This window comes from Pseudomonas sp. IT-P12 (assembly GCF_949767465.1).
In the GTDB taxonomy this organism is placed as follows: domain Bacteria; phylum Pseudomonadota; class Gammaproteobacteria; order Pseudomonadales; family Pseudomonadaceae; genus Aquipseudomonas.
On the sequence record NZ_CATKPY010000023.1, the window covers coordinates 492,849 to 514,428 of the forward strand.

At 62.3% G+C, this 21,580-nt stretch carries 16 protein-coding genes; 3 read left to right on the top strand and 13 right to left on the bottom strand.

What is annotated here, in order from left to right; genetic code table 11:
* Window positions 1-229: 229 nt before the first annotated feature.
* Both ACM6IM_RS20410 and ACM6IM_RS20415 read left to right on the top strand, forming a co-directional pair.
* The gene (locus tag ACM6IM_RS20410) at window positions 230-1,177 is read left to right on the top strand and encodes a DnaJ C-terminal domain-containing protein (protein WP_192307757.1); all 948 of its coding nucleotides are present in this window, start codon (window positions 230-232) and stop codon (window positions 1,175-1,177) included.
* A gap of 23 nt (window positions 1,178-1,200) precedes the next feature.
* Window positions 1,201-1,506 (top strand): chaperone modulator CbpM, encoded by a 306-nt coding sequence (locus ACM6IM_RS20415; RefSeq protein WP_414866137.1) that lies wholly within the window; start codon window positions 1,201-1,203, stop codon window positions 1,504-1,506.
* Window positions 1,507-1,553: 47 nt separating this feature from the next.
* On the opposite strand, the gene ACM6IM_RS20420 is transcribed toward ACM6IM_RS20415, so the two are convergent.
* Window positions 1,554-2,420: an RHS repeat-associated core domain-containing protein gene (locus ACM6IM_RS20420; RefSeq protein ID WP_414866138.1), complete on the bottom strand. Its 867-nt coding sequence runs from the start codon at window positions 2,418-2,420 to the stop codon at window positions 1,554-1,556.
* Between the two features lie 172 nt (window positions 2,421-2,592).
* Window positions 2,593-3,720 (bottom strand): ATP-binding protein, encoded by a 1,128-nt coding sequence (locus tag ACM6IM_RS20425; RefSeq protein ID WP_414866139.1) that lies wholly within the window; start codon window positions 3,718-3,720, stop codon window positions 2,593-2,595.
* Between the two features lie 216 nt (window positions 3,721-3,936).
* Between ACM6IM_RS20425 and ACM6IM_RS20430 the strand changes: the two genes are divergently transcribed.
* A complete protein-coding gene (locus ACM6IM_RS20430; RefSeq protein WP_414866140.1) occupies window positions 3,937-10,860 on the top strand; it encodes an NEL-type E3 ubiquitin ligase domain-containing protein in 6,924 nt (2,307 codons plus the stop codon).
* 63 nt (window positions 10,861-10,923) lie between these two features.
* Here the strand turns inward: ACM6IM_RS20430 and ureC are convergent, their stop codons facing one another.
* The 11 genes from ureC to urtA all read right to left on the bottom strand — a co-directional run bounded on the left by ureC (window position 10,924) and on the right by urtA (window position 21,291).
* The gene (gene ureC, locus ACM6IM_RS20435) at window positions 10,924-12,624 is read right to left on the bottom strand and encodes an urease subunit alpha (RefSeq protein ID WP_201193607.1); all 1,701 of its coding nucleotides are present in this window, start codon (window positions 12,622-12,624) and stop codon (window positions 10,924-10,926) included.
* Between the two features lie 139 nt (window positions 12,625-12,763).
* A complete protein-coding gene (locus ACM6IM_RS20440; RefSeq protein WP_371050152.1) occupies window positions 12,764-13,069 on the bottom strand; it encodes an urease subunit beta in 306 nt (101 codons plus the stop codon).
* The gene (locus ACM6IM_RS20445) at window positions 13,069-13,602 is read right to left on the bottom strand and encodes a GNAT family N-acetyltransferase (protein WP_192307763.1); all 534 of its coding nucleotides are present in this window, start codon (window positions 13,600-13,602) and stop codon (window positions 13,069-13,071) included. Before ACM6IM_RS20445 ends, ACM6IM_RS20440 begins: the two co-directional genes overlap by 1 nt.
* 6 nt (window positions 13,603-13,608) lie before the next feature.
* Entirely contained in the window at window positions 13,609-14,142 is a 534-nt protein-coding gene (locus ACM6IM_RS20450) for a GNAT family N-acetyltransferase (protein ID WP_414866141.1), read from the bottom strand.
* 9 nt (window positions 14,143-14,151) lie between these two features.
* Entirely contained in the window at window positions 14,152-14,454 is a 303-nt protein-coding gene (ureA, locus tag ACM6IM_RS20455; RefSeq protein WP_007915951.1) for an urease subunit gamma, read from the bottom strand.
* Between the two features lie 143 nt (window positions 14,455-14,597).
* A complete protein-coding gene (locus ACM6IM_RS20460; protein WP_414866142.1) occupies window positions 14,598-15,437 on the bottom strand; it encodes an urease accessory protein UreD in 840 nt (279 codons plus the stop codon).
* A 147-nt stretch (window positions 15,438-15,584) separates the two neighbouring features.
* Complete coding sequence (gene urtE / locus ACM6IM_RS20465) at window positions 15,585-16,283, bottom strand: urea ABC transporter ATP-binding subunit UrtE (RefSeq protein ID WP_192307767.1); 699 nt, start codon at window positions 16,281-16,283, stop codon at window positions 15,585-15,587.
* Window positions 16,284-16,416: 133 nt separating this feature from the next.
* Window positions 16,417-17,286 carry an urea ABC transporter ATP-binding protein UrtD gene (urtD, locus tag ACM6IM_RS20470; RefSeq protein WP_192307768.1) on the bottom strand — a complete coding sequence of 290 codons (870 nt, stop codon included), beginning with the start codon at window positions 17,284-17,286 and terminating at the stop codon, window positions 16,417-16,419.
* Window positions 17,283-18,362 carry an urea ABC transporter permease subunit UrtC gene (urtC, locus tag ACM6IM_RS20475; protein ID WP_414866143.1) on the bottom strand — a complete coding sequence of 360 codons (1,080 nt, stop codon included), beginning with the start codon at window positions 18,360-18,362 and terminating at the stop codon, window positions 17,283-17,285. Before urtC ends, urtD begins: the two co-directional genes overlap by 4 nt.
* Entirely contained in the window at window positions 18,362-19,864 is a 1,503-nt protein-coding gene (gene urtB / locus ACM6IM_RS20480; protein WP_371050147.1) for an urea ABC transporter permease subunit UrtB, read from the bottom strand. Before urtB ends, urtC begins: the two co-directional genes overlap by 1 nt.
* 161 nt (window positions 19,865-20,025) lie before the next feature.
* A complete protein-coding gene (urtA, locus tag ACM6IM_RS20485; RefSeq protein ID WP_192307771.1) occupies window positions 20,026-21,291 on the bottom strand; it encodes an urea ABC transporter substrate-binding protein in 1,266 nt (421 codons plus the stop codon).
* Window positions 21,292-21,580 lie beyond the last annotated feature (289 nt).

Genomic DNA, 21,580 nt, shown 5'->3' on the forward strand with positions numbered 1-21,580 from the left:
CTATCCGCTAAATCTCGGGCAATAGCGCCTTGATAAGCAGCCTGGATGCCCCCAACTTGTCTGCATTGACCCTGGCAGCCATCGGACGGTCGCAAGAACCGCCCACCGCTGCCGATAAACTTCTGATGCGCTACCCGGTCACAAACTTGAGATCGGTCAACCCGGCGCCTGCAAATACGCGCAGACTGCCGGTGACGGCGCGATATCGATAACGGATGGTGATCCTTAGATGGACTTCAAAGACTATTACAAGATTCTCGGTGTGGAACCGACCGCGGACGATAAGACGATCAAGGCCGCTTATCGCAAGCTCGCGCGCAAATACCACCCCGACGTCAGCAAGGAAAAAGATGCCGAGGCCAAGTTCAAGGACGCCTCGGAAGCCTATGAAGCGCTGAAAAGCGCTGACAAGCGCGCCGAGTATGACGACTTGCGCAAATACGGCCAGCACGGCCAGCCGTTCCAGGGCCCGCCGGGTTGGCAGGGACGTGGCGGCGCCGGTTTCGGTGGTGGCCAGGGCTCGGGCGACTTTTCGGACTTCTTCAGTTCGATCTTCGGCAACCGTGGGCCTGGTTTTGGCGGTGGACAATCGGGTCGTAGCGCTGGGCGCCGAGGGCAGGACGTGGAAATGGAACTGGCGATTTTCCTTGAGGAAACCCTGTCCAACGAGTCGAAGAAGGTGACCTTCCAGGTGCCGCAGTACAACGCGGCGGGCCAGCACGTCAGCAATACCAGCAAGAGCCTGAACGTGAAGATTCCGGCCGGTGTCACCGACGGCGAACGCATCCGCCTCAAGGGGCAGGGCGCGCCGGGCATCGGCGGCGGGGCCAATGGCGACCTGTTCCTGATCATTCGCTTCGCGCCGCACCCCAAGTTCGACGTCGAAGGCGAAAACCTGATCATCACCTTGCCGCTGGCACCGTGGGAACTGGCGCTGGGCACCGAAGTGGCCGTGCCGACTTTGACCGGCAAGATCAACCTCAAGGTGCCCGCCGGCAGCCAGAATGGCCAACGCATGCGCGCCAAGGGCCACGGCCTGTTGAACAAGGCCGGGCAACGCGGCTACCTGTTCGTGCAACTCAAGGCCGTGATGCCCAAAGCCTCCAGCGATGAGGTCAAGGCACTGTGGCAGGAACTGGCGAAAAAAGCCGCGTTCGACCCCAGAGAGAACTTCTGATACCCGAGACGGAGTAGCCCACAATGAGCAGCCCCCTGATCGTTCAACTGGACATGGCAGAATTCTGTGAGGCGACCGATCTGTCGGACGTCTACGTGATCGAAATCGTCGAACACGGCATCCTCGAACCTCAAGGCCGGCAGCCCAAGGACTGGCGTTTCACCGATTACGAGCTGACCCTGGCCAAGCGTGCCGCCAAGCTGCGGCACGACCTGGAACTGGAATGGGAAGGCGTCGCCCTGGCGCTGGACCTCTTGGAAGAGGTCCAGCAACTGCGGGCCGAGAACAAGATGCTCAAGCAGCGCCTGGGGCGGCTGGTGGTGGAGTAGGCGTTACGACACGTCGATACCTAAGACTTCGCCTACCTCCGTCCGCCTTAGTTTCTTATATTGCCCTGGACTTGGGACAAACCCTTTTTCGCGACACTTTTGAGCTCGCTCTTATCGGCATTGATGATTTTAAGCGAGTAATGGAGCGAATGGCCGTGAGGATGTTCTCTGACCACAGGAAGAGGAGGGGGGCCGGGAAGAAATTCAAACGGTTTTGACTCCCATAACACATCACCCTTCTCATTTAGCGTCTGTCCTCCACTATCATTGAAGCGCGGGGGAGGCGGCATTTGTTTCATCGGTCTCAGCGGAGGTGTTTCACGCGAAGGCCCGTAATCGGTGAAATGAAGGTCGCTCACGGTACGTCTGGAGTATGGAGTTTCCACAACGGTACTAATATGGGTTTCAGTCGTTACGTGCGTTCCTCCCCGAGTCTTTCGAGTGAGTGCCGGTATCGTTTTTTCAGTGATTTGTGGCGTGCTGGAAGCCAGTTGCTGCGCATTGTCGATGAGGGGGAACAAGCTGGAGGTGCTGGGTGCACCGCTTACACCATTTTTTGGACCTTTAAAAATATTCAATATGCGTTTCATATGGCCACTCGGATCCGAAAAATTCAGCGGATCCCCCCCGCAATACATATACGCATTCAAGCCCCCCTTCCCAAACGGGCTCAACGTGTCAGGGCTGTGAAAGCGCATCAGCACCGGGCTGTAAGCGCGGTAGCCGTTGCCCAACAAATACCAGCCGATCTGCCTCTCGCTCAGTTCGCCGTTGAAACCCAGGTGTGAAGTCATCGCTGATCGTGCGCATTGGTGGCCGTAAGCGGAATAGGCGATTGGATTGCGCTCGTCCCCGCTCAGTTCAGCGATGATTGAATTGCCGGTGTCGGCAGCCAGCAGAAAGGTGCGGGGCATGTCCGGGTCATCCTTGATGAAAGGGTCGACTTTTATCAATGCGCCCAGTCTGACGCCGATGCCGGTTTTCGGGTACTAGCAGAACTGATAGTCATGCGACGCACGGGGATCGATCCCGACCCACTGCAGGAGCTGGCTTGCTCGCGAAAAAACGATAATGCGCTCTCCCGCCTCAAACGTTCCTGGGCAAAACGACCGTAAACAACGTGCCGTCCGCCTCGCTGGAGCTGACCTCGATGGTCCCGGCATGGGCGTTGACCACTTCCTTGACGATGAACAGGCCCAGCCCAAGGCTGGTGGTCGGCTGGCCGAGTGCTTCGTCAACGCTGCGCACCAACGGATCGAAGATCGTGCCGATGGCGAATTCGGGAATCGGTGTGCCATGGTTGTGCACGGTGAGGCGTACCGTGTCGGGTTCGCCGGTCAGCGTCACGGTCACGTCTCGCTTGTTCAAACCGTGCTGCAAGGCATTGCCGATCAGGTTGCGCAGCAGTTGATCGAGGCGTCCGGCGTCCCAGATGCCGTGGGTGTCGCCGTGCACGCTCAGCGTCGGGTCGCACTCGGGATGACCGGCGCAGGCTTCGGCGATGGCCGCATGTGCCGCGTCGGCAAGGTCCATGGGCGCCGGCTCGATGGGCAGGCTCTTGCCCAGTCGACTGCGCACCAGCTCCAGTAAATCGCTGACCATCACCGCCATGTGCCGAGCACCGCGCTGGATGTGGGTTGCGCATTTCAGCGCCTCGCCTTCGAGGCTGGCCTTGCGCAGCAGCAAGTCGGTGGACATGCTCACGGCTTGCAGCGGCGCGCGCAGATCGTGGCCAAGGATCGCCAGGAAGATGTCCCGCGAGCGGTTGACCCGTTCGGCATAGGCCGCCGTGGATTCGGCCAGTGCCTCGTCGATGGCTTCGTTGAAGCGGATCATGTCCTGGAAGTAGGTGATGTCCGGCGATTGCAGGCTCTCGACCCACCGGCGAATGACAACGGCGCGCAAATGGCGGAATTCGCTGGTCATCTGCACCAGGTCGAAGCCTACGGTGTGTCGCAGCTCACCGTGGCTGGCGCCGGCCTGATCCAGGCTCGGGGTTTTTTCCGGGCCTTCGCCCATGGATTTGGCCCGTTGCTCGCTGGCGCTCTGCGCGGTGTCCATGTCCCGCGCGGCGGCCAACAGAATCTCTTTGGAGTGATCACGCAGGGCTGCGCGGTCCATGTTCTCGGCCGCCGGCGTGATCGTGCTAGCGAATTGCTCCCATTCATCGACGATAAGGTCAACCTGTTGCCTTATGAATTGCGAGAGGCGCATGGCCGGGTTCCTGGGTATTTGAAAACGGGATGTTTCGCATAGTAGCGCCTTTACGCAGGAAAAAAACCTCAGGCGCGGCGGCGCGACAATGCGCTTTTATCGAGGCGACAAACAGGTGCATTTGCACCATCGCCCGCCCACCCCAATACAACTATGTACCGCAAATGCAGTTGCCCGAGATGGTGTCCTAGCGCTCCACTTCACAGGAGAGACGCCATGTCTGACCCCACTGCATCAACCCCGGCCGCTACCGCGAGCATCCACGGCCTGTTCCTCGAAAAAGCCATTCCCGACTGGCTGGTCAACGCCACCCCGGAACGTCGCGCGGCCCTGAAGAACAGCGCCACGCCCACGCCGGACTGGCTCAAGGACACGACCCGCGCACAACGCGACGCCCTGGGCTATCGCGCCACCGCCAGCTTCGCTGCGCAGACCCGCCTCGACAAGGCCATGTCGGCTTTCCAGGACGTCGACACGTTTGCCAGACGTCTGCTGGTCAAGGCCTTGAAGGACCGGTTCAGCGTGGCACTGGACGTCGACAAGACCCTGATCTGCCTCAGGCAGCCGCTGGAATGGGGCGTCCTTGGCGTCGATATCGGATCCTTCGAGGTGTTGAGGCTGCCGCTGCTGCAGGCCGCCCTGCATAACTTCGAAGCGTCGGAAACCGAGGGCGGAGCGTTTCACGAGTCTTCGGGTTTCCTGGTGGAGAACCCTACGCCGGGCACGTTCAGCCCCGTCAGCACCACCCTGACCGTGACGCAATTCACCGGGCTGTGCCGCTCGCTGGATATCGGCGCGAAATATCAGGTGTACCTCAAGGCATTCTTCAAAACCGCCGACGCGGAAGCGCAAAAGGCGCTCCGCCAACCCTTCATCGAATCCCAGAAAGCCGCGTTGCGCGCTGCGGCTGACCTGGCGCTGCTGAAAAAGGACATCACGCCGGCGGACTACACCATGATTGTGTCGGTGATCGACGGCGAAGTGTATCCCTGGATGGGCAAAAAGCAGGTGTGGTTCCGCGACCTGTGCCTGATGAACCTCACCATGACCGGCTGCGTGGTGTTCTACATTTGTGAAAAGTACCGCTACGGTGGCGAAATGATCGTGTATATCCCTAACGATCCGGAGCAACCCCTCAAGCGCTACCTCTATGAGGAACTGACGGCGATGTTCAAGCGCCGTTTCACCGCCCGCGATGCGGCGCAACCCAGGGACGGCAGCCCGACCGAGTATCAACGGTTTTTCAGCCAGTTCGTGGCGTACGGCGATCTTGCGCGTTACTTCAACGAGTTCACCCAGAATGCGTCCGACAGACCGCTGGGGCAGAAGCTCAGCCCCTATGCGTCGATCCTCAACACGCTGTTGCAGGGGATCAATCCCTTTGCCGGCTTCAAGAAATTGCCGCCCACCACGATCAATCAGGAGCCGAATGACGACCCTTTTCTCGCCCCCCGGGTTCAGGTCCGAACCGGCCAGGGGCTGTGGGTCGAAAACATCGATCTGTGGGGTTATCTCTACGAGCAGCATCGCGACAAAGTCCTGGCCGACGCGCGCAGCCACGCAGTACCCACGGCGGATGTCGATGCCCGGGTCCGTTCCGAGAAGTTCGCCTTTCTGTTGAACATCGGCATGCTGGTCCTGACCACGGTGAGCATGTTCGTTCCGGTGTTGGGCGAGGTCATGTTGGTGGCGATCGCCGGCCAGCTGATGTCCGAAACGTTCGAAGCCTCGATTGAATGGAGCGAGGGCGATCGCAAGGCGGCCAAGGCGCACCTGATCGACGTGGCGGAGAACCTGGCGTTTTTCGCCGTGGCGGCCGGTGTCGGCAAAGGCTTGGCCAAGCTGACTGCGGTCAAGGCCGAACCGGTGATCGAGCAACTCGACCCGGTCACGCTGCCCAATGGCGACACCCGCTTGTGGAAGGCCGATTTGAAGGGCTATGAACGCGCCGTTTCCGTGGACCGCGACGTGCCGGCCACTGACCTGGGGCAATTCGAGTTCGACGGTAAGACCCATGTCCGGATCGACAATCGGTTTTATCAAAAAACCTACGACCCGCAACTGAAACGCTGGCGCATCAAGCACCCCAGCGACCCCCAAGCCTACCAGCCACCGCTCGCCCACAACGGCACCGGCGCCTGGCGGCATACCCTGGAGCGCCCGCAGACTTGGGACCGCCTGACGCTGCTGCGGCGCATTGGACCGGTGACCGACACTTTCTCTGACCAGCGACTGCTGCAGATCGCCGACGTCAGTGGTGTCAGCGACAGCGCCTTGCGCAAAATGCACCTGGACAACGCGCCACCACCGCCGGAGCTGACCGATGCTCTGCGTTTGTTCGAAGCTGACCATGGCGTGGCGCAAGTCATCGAACAGATCGAGACCGGTCAAGCCATCGATGATCGCTACTTGTTCACCCTGCCCCTGGTCACCGAGTTGCCACGCTGGCCGGTCGGGCGGGTGCTGAAAGTGTTCGAAGGGCCGGAACTGTCGGGGAAATCGCTCAAATACGGTTCCGAGCGGCTGTATCCCGGCGTCAAACTGAAGCCAGCCATCCGCATTACCCGGGCCGATGTCCTGAGCGGCAACCTGCCCGCGCTCATTCTGGCGGGGCTCGATGAGTCGGAAATCACCCGTCTGCTCGGTGGCGAACCGGCGCGAGTGAGAGCATTACGGCCTCAGGAGTTGCGCAAGCAGATCGCCGATTTCGCCCGAACCCGTCAGCCGGCCATGTTCGAAAGTCTCTACAAGGGTTTGGGCCCGGTGGACCCCCGGGTCGCCAAGCTGCAACGGCTGTGCCCCGGACTCAGCGAATCGGCGGCAATCAGCGTGCTGGGCGACGCCACGGTCGAGGAACTGACACGGTTCGAGAGCACCGCCCGCTTGTCGTTGCGCTTGCTGGAACAGGCCCGCTGGTACGTGCAACAAGGCCGCTTGACGGAGGCCTTCGCCGGCTTGCACATGGAAAACCTGGTGTGGGCGGACAGCAAGCGCCTGGCGCTGCATATCCTGGAAAAATTGCCGGGCTGGAAGGGTGATGTACGCCTGGAAATTCGCGAGGGCGGGATTGAAGGGGAACTGCTCGATGGCATTGGCAACGAAAACAGCGGCAACCGTAAGTTCGTGGTGAAAAAAGGGCCGTTTTACCAGGCATTCAACGAGCGGGGCGAAACCCTCAACAGCCTGCCGCGAACGGGCGATAACTTTTTCGCCTCCATCCTGCATGCCTTGCCCGACGACGCACGTCAGTCGTTGGGAATCCCCAGCGTGGGCCAAAGCGCTGATTTGCGGCGCGCGGTTATCGACTATGCCACCGCGCATCCCACCGAGTCGGCGCAATGGCTGCGCGATAAAACCGCAGCCAGGCCACCCCGGCGTATTGCACAGAAGCAGTGGGGCTACCTATCCAGCGGACGGGGTGCTGATGCGACCGGCGAGCTGACCAGTCGAGTGCAGGACGTTTACCCGGACCTGTCCGATGTCGAGGCCCTCAAGTTTCTCCTCGAACAGTGGGGGCTTGGCCAGTCCAACCAGCAGATTTTCCACCTGCTGAGCAACCGTCTGCGCGAGTGGCAGGCGCTGGAGGCGACCCTTGATCAATGGGTGGGCGGGGACAGCGCGCTGCGCGCCATGCTGGATGGCAAAGGCCCGGCGGCGGATGCGATCAAGTCAGCCTGGAAAAACTCGCCCAAAGCCGGGGGAAACCCGAGGTATGCGCGGCTCGAACTGTCCTGCCACGATTCGTTGCCGCCGCTGTCGGCGGATTTTTCCCATATCAGGGAATTGTCGGTTGGCGGCGTGGGCATGACCAGCGCGACCATCGAAGGGCTGTTGGGCTCTTTTCAGCAGCTCGAAAAATTGTCGATCACCGGCAGTATGCGGTTGCGCACGGTTCCTCGGGCGCTGGACGGCATGGAGCAACTCACCGATCTGAGCCTGGCCTCGAACTTCCCCTACAGTGCGGCGGAAATCGCCAGGCTCGAAAACCTGGTCAGGCTCGAAAAATTGGAACTGCGAGGGGTACTGCAGAGGGCCGAAGACTTTGATGTGAGCCGCCTGAGCAACCTGCGCAGCCTGACCATCACGAGTGCCACCGCACAGGCCTGGCCGGCGGGTGTGCTCGAGTTGCCTCACCTGGAGCGTCTGAACATGCGTGGCAGCTTCGTCTACCAGTTGCCCGGCAGATTGTTCGAGGGCGGGCATGATCGGTTATTGTCCGGACTCTCTCTGGACTGGTCCTGGCTCACGCGCGAAACGTTCAAGGTGGCTTATGACTATGTGAGAAGCCAGCCTGTGCACTTGATCGACCTGGAAGAAATGGTCGCGGATCACTGCAGAGGACAGCTGCGGCAGTTTGGCGGGGCTGGCGAGACGTCCAACGCTCCGGGACCGGGGGGGGAGCGTTCCGGCTTTTTGTTTCAGTCGTTTCTCCAGCGCTGGGAGGGCGCCGAAGCCAGGTTCAACGCCATCGAAGCCTTGGGCGACCAGTACGATGTGTTCTATCGCCGCCTCCATGTATGGCTATCCAAGTTGTATGTGCTTTCGGTGGAAAAAAGTTGGGACATTGGGGCTGCCCTGAGAAGTAGCTGGCACAGTGGACTGCTGCGCCGCTACGGCTCAACGGACTACTCGACGCGTCTAAAACTGAACCTGATGTCGATCAACCAACTTCCGGAACTGGCCGCCCGGGACTTTGAGCATGTAGAGACCCTGATCCTGCGCGGGGGCGCTACTTCTCTTGAGGAGACCCGTCGTTTTGTCAGCGGTTTCAATCGGGTGCAAAACCTCGACCTGAGTGGCAGCCGCTTCGCCGATGCCGGCACCTCGTCAGTGGGCCTGGATGTCAGCGCCATGAGCGAGCTCAAGGCCTTGAACCTGAACGGGACCAATCTGCAGGCGTGGCCGACGGGCGCCGAGAGCCTGGCTGAACTGACTTGGCTGGACCTGGGGGGCACCGCGATTACCACGCTGCCGGAAGCCGCCCTGGCCCGCGACGACCTGGTGATCGGCACCCACCTGAGTGGCGCGCCGTTGACGCCACAGGCCTTGCAGGCGCTGAGTGCCGCGCGGGCCCGGGTCGAACTGAGCAAAGGCTTGCCGCCCGGCGCCCTCGAACGCTTCGACCGTGAGCCGGTGCCTCAGGACTTTCCACCGACCGAGACGGGGGCCTCGATTGCCGGGAATCTGTGGCCGTTACCCGCGCAAGTGCCGGCCGGCGAAGGTACGGCCTGGCTTGCCCAGCGTTTGAAAGCCGTCCGCTGGATGGTGGACGACGAACCCTTGCATGCCATTGAGAAGCTGCGCAAGGAAGGCCTGGGCAGCGCGCAAATCAGCGAGCGCATCGACGGTTGGCACCGGACCCTGGAAGACTTGACCCGTCGCTTGAACGGTTGGCTGTTTACCCGTGGAACCCGAGGGACGGGCTGGGACGTGTCGGCGCACTCTCGCCGGTTGGCCGCACTGCGCATCATCGAGTGTTGGCAGGAAAGTTTGATTGGCTGGAACGGTGTGGCCGACCATCGCCTTGACTTCAACGGCCTGCAGTTGGGCGATCTGCCTGAACTGGCGCTGGATTTCCCCCATGTGGGCGATTTGAACCTGACCGGTGTGCGTCTGACCGGGCAGGGTTCCAATGGCTTCCTGAACGCATTTCCCAACGTGCACAGCCTGGCGCTGGGTGGCCAGCCGTTGCACGTCTTGCCCCGGGCACTTGAGTCGATGAGCGCGCTGGAACGGCTGGATCTGTCGAGTACCGGTCTGCTGGCACCCGAGAATATCTATTCGGCGCTGGGTTCCCTTGAACAATTGCGCATGCTCGACCTGAGCTACAACAACCTACAGTCTTTCAGTGTCGAATCACTGCCGCGACTGGAAGAACTGGATTTGCGCAACAACCGGATCACGGACTGGCCCGAAGGCGTGCTGCAGGCCGATCATCTCCGCGTGCTGAACCTCAGCGGCAACCGCATGGCGACGATTCCGGAGGAAGCACTCGACGGGCACCACGACGTGCTGATGGCGCATACGGACGTGTCCGACAATAGCTTTTCGCGTCACCAGCTGGAGCAGATCAGGGACTACGGGCGCAGCGTCACGCCCAACGCATGGTTGGGTTATACACCTGACTTGCTTGATGAGCTGATCGACGATCTGGGCAGCGACGGTGAGGATGAGGTGCACCCGGTCTTGCCGGATGAGGTGATCACGCACGTGGAGGCCGAGCCTGAACAGCTCAAGCCTTGGCTGGAAATGCAGGATCCGATGGTGGTGGCCGAGCGCCGAGCGCTGTGGAACCGGCTGGCGGCCGAGCCGGATAACGGGGCGTTTTTTCACCTGCTGGCCCTGTTGCAACTCACCCCGGAGTTCCGCCTGGCCCGCGCCGACCTGACACGACGGATGTGGGTGGTGGCCAGTGCGGCGGGTGAGGATAGCGAGCTCAGGGAAATATTGTTCGGCATGTCCAGCACCCACGGGACGTGCGTGGACGGGCGGATTCTGACCTTCAGTGAACTTGAGGTGAAGGTCTTCGAACGCAACGTCTTGCAGGATATTGCGCCGGGTCAGCTGGAGCAGAGAGGCCGCGCGTTGCTGCGCCTGGGCCGACAGCTGTTCCGCCTGAACAAAGTCGAGGACCTGGCCAAGAAGGCGAGGGGATACACCGATCAGGCGGAAGCACGCCTGGAATACAGGATTGGCCTGACCCAGGGCTGGAGCGACGGGCTGGAGTTGCCCGGGCAACCCAGGAACATGCAATACGGCAGGCCTATCAGCGGAACGATCCTCAGCACCGCACGCGCCACCATCGAGGCCCTGGAAAAAACCGAGGCCTTTTATGAAAACCTGATTGGCCGTGATTTCTGGGTGCAATTCCTGCGGGAAAAATACCCTGAAGAGTTCAGCGTGCTTGACCAGAGCGCGGCGGACAAACAAAGCCGTTTCGAGGATGACCATGCTCATGAAACGGTGGGGAGTGACGCCTACAAAGCCGCGGTGGAAACGCTCAACATCGAACTCAGCATCGAGCGCAATCAAAAGCTGATCGAGTTGTCCCGACGAGTCACCGGCGAAGCCGCACCCGCTGTTTCCGCGGAGCCGCAACCCGGCACCTCGCGGAACCTGATGGGGCGGCCTCGGCGCTGATTCGAAGACCGCTGCCGAGCCGGACGTAGCCTCGCAGGCTCGGCAGCTGCGACAGGGAATCGCTCAGAACAGGAAGTAACGCTGTGCCATCGGCAGGGTTTCAGCCGGTTCGCACCACAGCAATTCCCCGTCGGCCTTGACCTGGTAGGTCTGCGGGTCGACGTCGATGTCCGGCAGGTAATCGTTGTGGATCAGGTCGGTTTTCTGCACCTCGCGGCAGCCCTTGACCACGGCGATTGTCTTTTTCAGGCCCAGGGCTTCGGGCAGGCCGGCCGCCTGCGCCGCCTGGCTGATGAAGGTCAGGCTGGTGGCGTGCAACGAACCGCCGAAACTGGCGAACATCGGTCGGTAGTGCACCGGCTGCGGTGTCGGAATCGAGGCGTTGGCATCGCCCATCAGGCTCGCCGCAATGGCGCCACCCTTGAGGATCAGCGTCGGCTTGACCCCGAAAAACGCCGGGCGCCACAGCACCAGGTCGGCCCATTTGCCCACTTCCACCGAGCCCACCTCATGGCTGATGCCATGGGTGATCGCCGGGTTGATGGTGTATTTGGCGATGTAGCGTTTGGCGCGGAAGTTGTCGTTGCCAGCGCCGTCGCCGGGCAGTGGCCCGCGCTGTTTTTTCATTTTGTCGGCGGTCTGCCAGGTGCGCGTGATCACTTCGCCGACCCGGCCCATGGCCTGGCTGTCGGAGCTGATCATCGAGAACGCGCCGAGGTCGTGGAGGATGTCCTCGGCGGCAATCGTCTCGCGGCGGATGCGGCTTTCGGCGAAGGCCACGTCTTCGGCAATGCTCGGGTCCAGGTGGTGGCAGACCATCAGCATGTCCAGGTGCTCATCGATGGTGTTGCGGGTGAACGGGCGAGTCGGGTTGGTCGAGCTGGGCAGCACGTTCGGGAAGCCGCAGGCCTTGATGATGTCCGGTGCATGACCACCGCCCGCGCCTTCGGTGTGATAGGTGTGGATGGTGCGGCCCTTGAAGGCGGCGAGGGTGGTTTCGACGAAACCGGATTCGTTGAGGGTGTCGGTGTGGATGGCGACCTGCACGTCGTACTGATCCGCCACGCTCAGGCAGTTGTCGATGCTCGCGGGGGTGGTGCCCCAGTCTTCGTGCAGCTTGAGGCCGATGGCACCGGCCTTGACCTGTTCGATCAACGGCTCCGGCAGGCTGGCGTTGCCTTTGCCGGTCAGGCCGATGTTCATCGCGAAGGCGTCCGCCGCCTGGAGCATCCGCGCCAGATGCCACGGCCCGGACGTGCAGGTGGTGGCATTGGTGCCGGTGGCCGGGCCGGTGCCGCCACCGATCATGGTGGTGACACCGCTCATCAGCGCCTCTTCGATCTGCTGCGGGCAGATGAAGTGGATATGGGTGTCGATGCCGCCTGCGGTGAGGATCATGCCCTCGCCGGCGATGACTTCGGTGCCGGCGCCGATGGCAATGGTCACATCCGGTTGCACGTCCGGGTTGCCCGCCTTGCCGATGCCGGCGATGCGCCCGTCCTTGAGACCGACGTCGGCCTTGACGATGCCCCAGTGATCGACGATCAGGGCATTGGTGATCACCGTGTCGACCACTTCGGCGGCGAGCAACTGGCTCTGGCCCTGACCGTCGCGAATGACCTTGCCGCCACCGAACTTCACTTCTTCGCCGTAGGTGGTGAAATCCTTCTCGACTTCGATCCACAGCTCGGTATCGGCCAGACGGACCTTGTCACCCACGGTGGGGCCGAACATGTCGGCGTAGGCTTGTCTTGAGATTTTCATGGGCATGCCTTGAGATTCAATTGAATTTGAAACCGCTCGCGTAGCTCGCTATCGCCGGCAAGCCGGCGCCTGCAGGGATCACCGCAAACCTGTGGGAGCGGGCTTGCCCGCGAAGAGGCCGGTACAGACAGCAAAAAACCTACAGATCACCCATGACCCGCCCGGCAAAGCCGAACACCCGCCGATGCCCGGCCAGGTCGACCAGCTCGACCTCGCGGCTCTGCCCCGGTTCGAAGCGCACGGCCGTGCCGGCCGGGATGTTCAGGCGCATGCCGCGACTGGCGGCGCGGTCGAACGTGAGGGCGTCGTTGGTTTCGAAAAAATGGTAATGCGAGCCGACCTGGATCGGCCGGTCGCCGCTGTTGGCCACTTTCAGGCTGAGGGTGCGGCGACCGGCATTGAGTTCGATGTCGCCAGGCTGGACCTGCAGTTCACCGGGAATCATCAGTGGGCTCCCTGAAGAATCTTGTAGTAGAGGGCGGTTGGCTTGTAGCGACCGCTGGGGTCGCAGGCGTAATCGGGAATTTCCCCGACGCGGGTGTAACCCAGGGCCTTGTAGAAATCCTCGGCGGGCGAACCGGCTTCGGTGTCGAGGTAGAGCAGGCCGCGCTTGTGCTGCAGCGCCGCCTGTTCCAGGGCGCTCATCAACTGCTGGCCCAGGCCACGGCGGCGCGCATGTTCGCGCACCAGCAGTTTCTGCACTTCGGCGCGGTTCAGGCCGTTGGCCTTCTGGCACAGGGTCAGTTGCACACTGGCCTGCACCTGTTCGTCCTTGACCACGACCCACAGCAGCACATTGCCCTTGCCCAACTGCACCTGCACCTCATCGAAATAGGCGCGTGCCTGGGCGGCATCCAGGTCAGCCATGAAACCGACGCTGGCGCCATAACCGACGGCGTCCAGCAGCAGGTCGATCAATCCCTGGCGATAGTGCGCAAAGCTTTCAATATTGACGCGGCGCAGTTGAGCGGCGTTCATCGAGCGTTACTCCTTGCTGGCGGCGGGAGGTTCGGCGCCAGGATTGAGGGTCAATTGCATGAAGGTCAGGTCCAGCCAGCGACCGAACTTGGTGCCCACTTGCGGCATTTGCCCGGTGGTCACGAAGCCCGCGCGTTCATGCAGGCGGATGGAAGCGGCGTTGCCGCTTTCGATGGCCGCCACCATCACGTGCTTGTCGCAGGCCCTGGCGCGCTCGATCAATACGTCCATCAGCTGCGGGCCCAGGCCATTGCCTCGCTGGTCGCTGCGCACGTAGACCGAGTGCTCCACGGTGTGGCGGAAACCGTCGAACGGGCGCCAGTCACCAAACGAAGCGTAGCCCAGGACGCTGTTATCGCCGTCGACGATCACCAGGATCGGATAGCCCTGGGATTGCCGGGCGCTGAACCAGGCCTGGCGGTTGCCCAGGTCGACCGCCTGTTCGTTCCAGATCGCCGTGGTGTTGAGCACGGCGTCGTTGTAGATGTCGCGGACCGCTGGCAGGTCGGCGTGCACCGCATCGCGGATGGAATAGGTCATGGCGCGGCCTCAGACGATCGGTTGGTGGACGGTGACCAGTTTGGTGCCGTCGGGGAAGGTGGCTTCGACCTGAATCTCCGGAATCATTTCCGGGATGCCTTCCATCACTTGTTCGCGGCTGAGCAGGGTGGTGCCGAAGTGCATCAGTTCGGCGACGGTCTGACCGTCACGGGCGCCCTCGAGCAGCGCGGCGGAAATGTAGGCCATCGCTTCCGGGTAATTGAGTTTCACGCCGCGCGCCAAACGTCGCTCGGCCACCAGGCCGGCGGTGAAGATCAGCAGCTTGTCTTTTTCGCGTGGGGTCAGGTCCATTTGGAGTCCATCAGGGCAGATTGAAAAGGTCAGATCACGCTGTGGGAGCGGGCTTGCTCGCGAATGCGGTGTATCAGGCAGCATAAGCGTTGAATGTCAGTGCGCCTTCGCGAGCAAGCCCGCTCCCACAGTCTGGATTGCATTCAGGTGCTCCATATTCGTGGGGAGACTGCTTCGCGGCCAAGCAGGGCCGGGCGTAGCAGTTTCCACAGCTCGATCAACCACCCCCGCGCCAGCAACGCCTCAGCGGCCAGGCACCGGGCCACCAGCAACCCCGGCAACTGGCTCAGGTCACCGCGCACATCATGGGGCAGCGCGCGGCAGCGCTCCAGCAAGTCGTTGTCGATTTCACCCGTCACCAGCAACGTCGCGAACACCGGTTGCCCGTCCAGGCCGATGGGGGAGTCGAGCAAACCGTCGCCGCCGGTGATGCGCTGACGTTCATGCCAGAGCAGGCGTCCGTCGCGGCGGATGTCCAGCCGCGCCTGAAAATGCCCGAGGTCGAAGCGCTCGCCGCTGGCCGGGCGTCCGAGCGCGACCACATCCCAGTAGAACAACCGGGCGTCGCCTTCCAGGTCGATGGCGGTGCTCAGTTCAGCCTGCGCCGCGCTGAAGATGATGGTTTCCTGAGGCAGCCACTCCAGGGTAGCGCCGGCAGCGACACGCACCTCCAGTTGTTGATAGGCGGGTGCGGATGCGCGATACCACTTGGCCGCGCCGGGACTGGTGATCTGTGCCCAGGCGTCGCGGCCGACGCTGGCGCAGATGTCCAGGCGATCACCGCCGGCAATCCCGCCCGGCGGATGGACGATGATGTGCTGACACACTTCGGGCCCTTCGGCATACAGATGCTTCTGCACCCGCAACGGACCTTTATGCCGACGCTGGATCGGGCGCGTGCTGTCACCGAATCGGGCATAGCCCAGGTCCAGCTCGGCATGCCAGCTGGGGGTGAACGAGGCGCCAGTCGCGGGGAGGGTCATAGTCAGTGCTTGTCGGGGAAGTACGGGAAGGATTGCAAAGGCTGTGCCGCCGGCCATTGCAGGCAGGCGCGGCGATTGATCATGGCTTCGCACCAATAGCGGGCGCCATGGGGTGTAGTGCGCAATAAATTGGTGCGCGTATAACGCTCAGATCGTGACCAGCCCGCGCACCCCTTCGGCTTCCATGTGTTCGCCGCGGCCTTGTTGCACGATCTCGCCACGGGACATCACCAGGTAGTGGTCGGCCAGTTCGGCGGCGAAATCGTAGAACTGTTCCACCAACAGGATCGCCATGTCGCCGCGCGCTGCGAGTTTCTTGATCACGGCGCCGATCTCCTTGATCACGGACGGCTGGATGCCTTCGGTGGGTTCGTCGAGGATCAGCAGGCGGGGCCGGCTGGCCAGGGCACGGCCGATGGCCAGCTGTTGCTGTTGGCCGCCGGACAAGTCGCCGCCGCGTCGGTGCTTCATTTGCAGCAGCACGGGGAACAGCTCGTAGATGAACGCCGGGACTTCCTTCGCTTCACGGCCGGGAAATCGCGACAGGCCCATCAGCAGGTTTTCTTCGACGGTCAGCCGGCCAAAGATTTCACGGCCCTGGGGCACGTAGGCGATCCCGGCGTGCACCCGTTGGTGCGGCTTGAGCGTGGTGATCGGCTGGCCCTCCCAGTTGACCGCGCCTTCCTTGGCCGGCAGCAGGCCCATCAGGCACTTGAGCAACGTGGTCTTGCCCACGCCGTTGCGTCCGAGCAGGCAGGTGACTTCGCCGACTTTCACGTCGAACGTCAGGCCGCGCAGGATGTGGCTACCGCCGTAGTACTGGTGCAGTTTGTCGACTTGCAGCATTTCAAACTCTCCTCAATTCCCTGTGGGAGCGGGCTTGCTCGCGAAAGCGGTCTGTCAGGCAACAACGATGTTGATCAAAAAATTGCTTTCGCGAGCAAGCCCGCTCCCACCGTCGAATCAGTGTTCGCACACCTCAGCGACCGAGATAAACCTCGATCACCCGCTCATTTTCCTGCACCTGCTCCAGCGAGCCCTCGGCCAGTACGCTGCCCTGGTGCAACACGGTGACGTGGTCGGCGATGGCGCCGACGAAGCCCATGTCGTGTTCCACCACCATCAGCGAATGCTTGCCCGCCAGGCGCTTGAACAGTTCGGCGGTGAACTCGGTCTCGGCGTCGGTCATGCCGGCCACCGGCTCGTCGAGCAGCAGCAGTTGCGGGTCCTGCATCAGCAACATGCCGATTTCCAGGAACTGCTTCTGCCCATGGGACAGCAAACCGGCCGGTCGATTGACCGACGCGGTCAGGCGAATGGTCTCCAGCACTTCGCCGATGCGGTCCTTCTGCTCGCCGCTCAGGCGCGCGCGCAGGCTGGCCCAGACCGATTTGTCGGTGTTCTGCGCCAGCTCCAGGTTTTCGAACACGCTCAAGGCTTCGAACACGGTCGGCTTCTGGAACTTGCGGCCGATGCCGGCCTGGGCGATCTGCACTTCGCTCATCTTGGTCAGGTCCAGGGTTTCGCCGAACCAGGCTTTGCCATGGCTCGGCCGGGTCTTGCCGGTGATGACGTCCATCAGTGTGGTCTTGCCCGCGCCGTTGGGGCCGATGATGCAGCGCAGCTCGCCGACACCGATGTACAGGGTCAGGTCGTTCAGGGCCTTGAAACCATCGAAGCTGACACTGATGTCCTCCAGGGTCAGGACCGTGCCGTGGCGCGTGTCCAGGCCTGGGCCGACGCGCTGGCCGAGGCCGATGGCATCGCGGCTGCTGCCGGCATCCTTGTTCGGATGCGGCGGATAAAAGGCCGGCTCGAGCATGAATTCAGCGGTGGCAGTGACTCTCATTGTTCACCTCTCTTTTTCAGCAGACCGATCACGCCTTTGGGCAGGTAAAGGGTCACGACAATGAACAGCGCGCCGAGGAAAAACAGCCAGTACTCGGGAAACGCCACGGTGAACCAGCTCTTCATGCCGTTGACCACGCCGGCGCCGAGCAACGGCCCGATCAGTGTGCCGCGCCCGCCGAGTGCGACCCAGACGGCCGCTTCGATGGAGTTGGTGGGCGACATCTCGCTCGGGTTGATGATGCCGACCTGCGGCACATACAGCGCACCGGCCAGACCGCAGAGCACCGCACTCAACACCCAGACGAACAGCTTGAACCCACGGGGGTCGTAGCCGCAGAACATCAGGCGGTTTTCCGCGTCGCGCAGGGCGGTCAGGACCCGGCCGAACTTGCTTTGCGCCAGGCGCCAGCCGATGTAAAGACTCGCCACCAGCAACAGCACCGTGGCGAAGAACAGCACCGCGCGCGTCCCCGGTTCGGTAATGCCAAAGCCGAGAATGCTGCGGAAATTGGTGAAGCCGTTGTTGCCGCCTAAGCCGGTCTCGTTGCGGAAGAACAGCAGCATGCCGGCGAAGGTCAGGGCCTGGGTCATGATCGAGAAGTACACGCCCTTGATCCGCGAACGGAAGGCGAAAAAACCGAACACCAGGGCCAGCAAACCCGGCGCCAGCACCACCAGGCACATCGCCCAGAGGAAGCTGCTGGTGCCGGTCCAGTACCAGGGCAGCTCGGTCCACGACAGGAACGTCATGAACGCCGGCAAGCCATCGCCTGCCGCCTGGCGCATGAGGTACATGCCCATCGCATACCCGCCCAGGGCGAAGAACAGACCGTGGCCGAGGGACAACAGGCCGGCATAACCCCACACCAGGTCCAGCGCCAGGGCCACGATGGCGTAGCACAGAATCTTGCCCACCAGTGTCAGCGTGTAGGCCGAGACGTGCAGCGTGCTGTCTGCCGGCAACAGCGACAGCAACGGCAGCGCCAGCAGCAGGGCGAGGATGAGGGTCCCGATGACTATCGTGACGGTGGGGCCGGCTTTGCGGGTGGCCGTAACCAAGAGAGGTTGATTCATCAGTCGATCACCCGTCCTTTCAGTGCGAAGAGACCTTGCGGACGTTTCTGGATGAACAGAATGATCAGCGCGAGGATGAGGATCTTGCCGAGCACGGCACCGATCTGCGGTTCGAGAATCTTGTTGGCGATGCCCAGGCCGAACGCCGCCAGGACACTGCCGGCCAACTGCCCGACACCGCCGAGCACCACCACCAGGAACGAGTCGATGATGTAGCTCTGGCCGAGGTCCGGACCGACGTTGCCGATCTGGCTCAGCGCCACGCCGCCGAGGCCGGCGATGCCCGAACCGAGGCCGAAGGCGAGCATGTCGACGCGCCCGGTGGGCACACCGCAGCAGGCGGCCATGTTGCGGTTCTGGGTCACGGCGCGCACGTTGAGGCCCAGGCGTGTCTTGTTCAGCAGCAGCCAGGTCAGCACCACCACGAACAGGGCGAACGCGATGATCACGATGCGGTTGTACGGCAGCACCAGGTTGGGCAGCACCTGAATCCCGCCGGACAGCCACTCGGGGTTGGCCACTTCAACGTTCTGCGCACCGAACAGCAATCGCACCAACTGGATCAGCATGAGGCTGATGCCCCAGGTGGCCAGCAGCGTTTCCAGCGGGCGACCGTAGAGGTGGCGAATCACCGTGCGCTCCAGCGCCATGCCGATGGCGGCGGTGACGATGAAGGCCACCGGCAGGGCGATCAAGGGATAGAACTCGATGGCCTGCGGCGCGAAGCGTTGGAACAGCAGTTGCACCACATAGGTCGAGTAGGCGCCGAGCATCAGCATCTCGCCGTGGGCCATGTTGATCACGCCGAGCAGGCCAAAGGTGATTGCCAGGCCGAGTGCGGCGAGCAGCAGGATCGAACCGAGGGACATGCCGCTGAACGCCTGGCCGAGCATCTCGCCGATCAGCAGTTTGCGTTTGACTTGCGCCAGGCTGGTTTCGGCAGCGGTGCGCACGGCGGCGTCGGTTTCGACGCCGGGGTCGAGCAGGCTTTCGAGGCGCGTGCGTGCCAGCGGGTCACCGGTTTCGCCAAGCAAACGCACGGCGGCAAGGCGCACGGCCGGATCGGCGTCGACCAATTGCAGGTTGGCCAGCGCCAGGCTCAGCGCGGCGTGCACGCGCTCGTCCTGTTCGCCCGCCAGTTGTTGCTCGAGGAATTTCAACTGCGCCGGCTTGGCGCTTTTCTGCAGTTGCTGCGCGGCGGCCAGGCGGATTTTGCCGTCGGCGGCGAGCAATTGGTGGCTGGCCAGGGCGGTGTCGATCAGACCCCGCAGGCGGTTGTTCAGGCGCAGGGTTTTGGGTTGGCCATCGACGGTCAACTCGCCTTGCTGCAGGGCATTGATCAATTCGATGCGGACCGGATCGGGCTGCGCAGCCCAGGCTTCGAGGAGTTTGGCTTGTTGCACGGGATTGGCAGCAACGAAGTCTTCGGCATCGCCGGCGTGACTGACCATCGGCAGCAACAAGACGATGGCGAGGATCAAGCGGTAAAGGGCAGTGGGCATAGGAAGTCGCCTTGACGCGGACTAAATGTGGGAGTGGGCTTGCTCGCGAAGGCGGTGGACCAGTCGCCATCGATGGTGTCTGTTACACCGCCTTCGCGAGCAAGCCCGCTCCCACAGGGAATTTTGCCGGATCTGAGAAACGGATCAGATCCGACGTCGACTCAGTTGCTCTTCACCGCATACTCCGGCTTCTTGTCGTTACCCGGAATGAACGGGCTCCACGGTTGGGCGCGGATCGGGCCTTCGGTCTGCCAGACCACGTTGAACTGACCGTCGGCCTGAATCTCGCCGATCATCACCGGCTTGTGCAGGTGGTGGTTGGTCTTGTCCATGGTCAGGGTGTAGCCGGACGGCGCGGCGAAGGTCTGGCCGGCCAGCGCTTCGCGGACTTTGTCGACGTCGGTGGACTTGGCTTTTTCAGCGGCCTGCGCCCACATGTGGATGCCGACGTAGGTGGCCTCCATCGGGTCGTTGGTCACCGCTTTGTCGGCACCCGGCAGGTTGTGTTTTTTCGCGTAGGCCTTCCAGTCATCGACGAACTTCTTGTTCACCGGGTTCTCCACAGACTCGAAGTAGTTCCACGCCGCGAGGTTGCCCACCAGCGGCTTGGTGTCGATGCCGCGCAGTTCTTCTTCGCCGACCGAGAACGCCACGACCGGCACGTCGGTGGCTTTCAGGCCCTGGTTGGCCAGTTCCTTGTAGAACGGCACGTTGGAGTCGCCATTGACCGTGGAGATGACCGCTGTCTTGCCGCCCGCCGAGAACTTCTTGATGTTGGCGACGATGGTTTGATAGTCGCTGTGGCCGAACGGGGTGTAGACCTCTTCGATGTCCTTGTCGGCCACGCCCTTGGAGTGCAGGAACGAACGCAGGATCTTGTTGGTGGTGCGCGGGTAGACGTAGTCGGTGCCGAGCAGGAAGTAGCGCTTGGCGCCGCCGCCTTCTTCGCTCATCAGGTATTCAACCGCCGGGATCGCTTGCTGGTTCGGCGCGGCGCCGGTGTAGAACACGTTGGGCGACAGCTCTTCGCCTTCATATTGCACCGGGTAGAACAGCAGGCCGTTGAGCTCTTCGAACACCGGCAATACCGACTTGCGCGACACCGAGGTCCAGCAACCGAACACCACCGCGACCTTGTCCTGGGTCAGCAGCTGCCGTCCCTTTTCCGCGAACAGCGGCCAGTTCGAGGCCGGGTCGACCACCACCGGTTCGAGCATCTTGCCGTTGACGCCGCCCTTGGCGTTGATCTCGTCGATGGTCATCAGCGCCATGTCCTTGAGCGAGGTCTCGGAGATCGCCATGGTCCCGGACAACGAATGCAGAATCCCGACCTTGATGGTCTCGGCGGCCTGGACCGTCCACGTCATGCCCATCGCGGCGATGCTGGCCGAGAGGGTGAAAGCCTTGATCAAACTGCGACGCTTCATTGTGCGATCTCCATGAACTTGTGAGTTTTTCTGGTGGCAGATGCGGACTACTGAAGGGTCTTTAGCAAGGGCTGTGCCCAAGGCTGTTTCGACTGTGCTTGAGCGGTTGCCGGCCGGGCAGAACCCGGGCGCATGCACCACGCTGGCGCCGAATTCGCCCCGCAGTGCACGGCGTGCGCCCATGTGGTGCCTGCCTGGATTTTTTGGCGTGAATACATATGTACCGCTGGCGTGGAGGGCAAAGGCCGATCATGGGTTGGGCGATTTCCCCCTGGGCTTGTGCGGGAAC

What these genes read in the sequence shown, in the direction of transcription:
- ACM6IM_RS20410 (WP_192307757.1), top strand. Translation starts at nt 230, where the DNA reads ATGGACTTCAAAGACTATTACAAGATTCTCGGTGTGGAACCGACCGCG.
- ACM6IM_RS20415 (WP_414866137.1), top strand. Translation starts at nt 1,201, where the DNA reads ATGAGCAGCCCCCTGATCGTTCAACTGGACATGGCAGAATTCTGTGAG.
- ACM6IM_RS20420 (WP_414866138.1), bottom strand. Translation starts at nt 2,420, where the DNA reads ATGCCCCGCACCTTTCTGCTGGCTGCCGACACCGGCAATTCAATCATC.
- ACM6IM_RS20425 (WP_414866139.1), bottom strand. Translation starts at nt 3,720, where the DNA reads ATGCGCCTCTCGCAATTCATAAGGCAACAGGTTGACCTTATCGTCGAT.
- ACM6IM_RS20430 (WP_414866140.1), top strand. Translation starts at nt 3,937, where the DNA reads ATGTCTGACCCCACTGCATCAACCCCGGCCGCTACCGCGAGCATCCAC.
- ureC (WP_201193607.1), bottom strand. Translation starts at nt 12,624, where the DNA reads ATGAAAATCTCAAGACAAGCCTACGCCGACATGTTCGGCCCCACCGTG.
- ACM6IM_RS20440 (WP_371050152.1), bottom strand. Translation starts at nt 13,069, where the DNA reads ATGATTCCCGGTGAACTGCAGGTCCAGCCTGGCGACATCGAACTCAAT.
- ACM6IM_RS20445 (WP_192307763.1), bottom strand. Translation starts at nt 13,602, where the DNA reads ATGAACGCCGCTCAACTGCGCCGCGTCAATATTGAAAGCTTTGCGCAC.
- ACM6IM_RS20450 (WP_414866141.1), bottom strand. Translation starts at nt 14,142, where the DNA reads ATGACCTATTCCATCCGCGATGCGGTGCACGCCGACCTGCCAGCGGTC.
- ureA (WP_007915951.1), bottom strand. Translation starts at nt 14,454, where the DNA reads ATGGACCTGACCCCACGCGAAAAAGACAAGCTGCTGATCTTCACCGCC.
- ACM6IM_RS20460 (WP_414866142.1), bottom strand. Translation starts at nt 15,437, where the DNA reads ATGACCCTCCCCGCGACTGGCGCCTCGTTCACCCCCAGCTGGCATGCC.
- urtE (WP_192307767.1), bottom strand. Translation starts at nt 16,283, where the DNA reads ATGCTGCAAGTCGACAAACTGCACCAGTACTACGGCGGTAGCCACATC.
- urtD (WP_192307768.1), bottom strand. Translation starts at nt 17,286, where the DNA reads ATGAGAGTCACTGCCACCGCTGAATTCATGCTCGAGCCGGCCTTTTAT.
- urtC (WP_414866143.1), bottom strand. Translation starts at nt 18,362, where the DNA reads ATGAATCAACCTCTCTTGGTTACGGCCACCCGCAAAGCCGGCCCCACC.
- urtB (WP_371050147.1), bottom strand. Translation starts at nt 19,864, where the DNA reads ATGCCCACTGCCCTTTACCGCTTGATCCTCGCCATCGTCTTGTTGCTG.
- urtA (WP_192307771.1), bottom strand. Translation starts at nt 21,291, where the DNA reads ATGAAGCGTCGCAGTTTGATCAAGGCTTTCACCCTCTCGGCCAGCATC.